We start from the raw sequence: 1,775 nt of genomic DNA, 5'->3' as shown, positions 1-1,775 counted from the left end.
CCTATGAACAGGTGGTCGATGGCGGAACCGGTGTGCTCTATCGCACCAAGAACGGCTACGCCGTGGTCAAGACCGATCTCGGCCGCGCCGCCTCGGCAACCGCCGACGCCGCGAAACGCTCCGTGAACTGGCTGGCCGGACTGATGCCAAAGGGGCTGTAAGCCCCCTGGCGTTTGACGACCGCGTGGTCAGGCAGGCACATAGGTCAACCTGATCACGTCGTCGCCAATCAAATCGCTGGCCACAAAGCGAAGCGGCGGCCGGGGGCCGGCGAAGAATGGCTTGCCCTGACCGAGCACGAACGGATGGAGGTAGAGTTGATATTCATCGATAAGACCAAGGTCGGTCAGGCTTCGTGCCAGGTCTGGTCCGGAAACTGAAATCTCCCCGACGAGCTCAGCCTTAAGCCCACCTATCACCGCCTCGACGTCGTCCGCGACAAGTGTGGCATTGGGGCCGACCGACTTCAGCGAGCGCGACACAACCCATTTCGGTTGGCTCCGCCACGCCGCCGCGAATTCGTGCGCCTCCGCGTTCCACTCAGGACTGTCTTCGTCCCAATAGCGCATGACCTCGTACATGCCGCGACCGTACACACTGCCACTCAAATTGCGCACTTGCTCCATCCAGTGACGAAAGATTGTCGGGCCTGACGGCATTTTCTGGTGGTCGACGTAACCGTCGAGGGACTGGTTCATTCTGAAAATGAGCTTCGCCATGCTGCAGGATCTCCAACCTCCGGATCGTCAGAATAACTTGAGCCGCCGTTACGCAAAAGTGTGGATCCCAACCGAAATTCAAACCGGGACACGACCCTAGTCCCGCTGCAACTTGACTTTCAGGCTCTTCCAGAACTTGTCGATCAGCGGCTTTTCGGTCGCTGCATCCTCGCCGGCAATGCGGGTGATGAACAGCAGCCCCCGATCGGCCAGGCCGAAGCCGACGATCTCGAAATCGGCGGTGTCGGTGCGTGTCGTCACCTCGGCGCGGATCCCGGTCAATTCCTTGCCGTCGGCGAGTTTGCGCGTCGTCGGCTCCTGCGTCAGCGTGGCGCCGGCCAGCACCGATTCCTTGGTCATCTCCTGCAGCATCAGCTGGTTAAGCGACACCGGATTCATCGCGCCATATTCCTGCACCACGACGATCGTGCCGAGAGCCGACGCCATCAGATACTGCGTGATATCATCGCCGAGGTCGGTCTTGGTCACCGAAATGTTGCTGGGGTGAACGAAGGAGAAAACGCTGCCGGAAAAGGTGGCGAAGTCGTTGCGTTCGAGCGTCACCTTGCTCTGCTTGCCGCCAGGCAGGGTCACGTCTGCGCTCTCGCCGGGATCGATATCGACCGTCACACCGTCGATGGTCAGCTTGAAGGCCTTGAGATCCTCGGCTCCGGCAGGGCCAGCGCACAGCGCGATGAGGATGAGTGCCGCGGCTGATACCTTGCGCATGAAGTCTCCTAACGTCTACGCCACCCCGCTCAGCGCCTTGATGGCACGGTAGAAGGTCGAGGAAAACAGTTCCGTCGGGTCATACTGCCGCTTCGCCGCCAGGAAGGCCGGCAGTTCGGGATAGGAGGCCAGCAATTCCCTGGCCGTATAATGCAGCTGGTAAGGCAGGAAGAAGCGCCCGCCATGCTTGATCGTCACGTCGATCAGCGCCCGCGTCAGCGCCCGCATCCTGGCATTGCCGTCGGCATCGGTCGGCTGGTTGATGTAGAGCACCAGCGAATAGGCCGGCTCCGGCGCGTAGGTCAGCGCCACATCCTCCTTGTGGAC

General features: G+C 61.1%; 2 protein-coding genes and 1 pseudogene. All 3 read right to left on the bottom strand.

What is annotated here, in order from left to right; all coding sequences use genetic code 11:
• Positions 1-188: 188 nt before the first annotated feature.
• Positions 189-719: a dihydrofolate reductase family protein gene (locus tag EN964_RS33510; protein WP_127268289.1), complete on the bottom strand. Its 531-nt coding sequence runs from the start codon at positions 717-719 to the stop codon at positions 189-191.
• A 96-nt stretch (positions 720-815) separates the two neighbouring features.
• Positions 816-1,448: a hypothetical protein gene (locus tag EN964_RS33505; RefSeq protein WP_127268288.1), complete on the bottom strand. Its 633-nt coding sequence runs from the start codon at positions 1,446-1,448 to the stop codon at positions 816-818.
• Positions 1,449-1,463: 15 nt separating this feature from the next.
• Positions 1,464-1,775: pseudogene (locus EN964_RS33500) on the bottom strand (FAD-binding oxidoreductase); the annotation flags it as partial.

This window comes from Mesorhizobium sp. M7A.F.Ca.CA.001.10.2.1 (genome assembly GCF_003998575.1).
In the GTDB taxonomy this organism is placed as follows: domain Bacteria; phylum Pseudomonadota; class Alphaproteobacteria; order Rhizobiales; family Rhizobiaceae; genus Mesorhizobium.
This window is presented reverse-complemented; position numbering and strand designations above follow the sequence as displayed.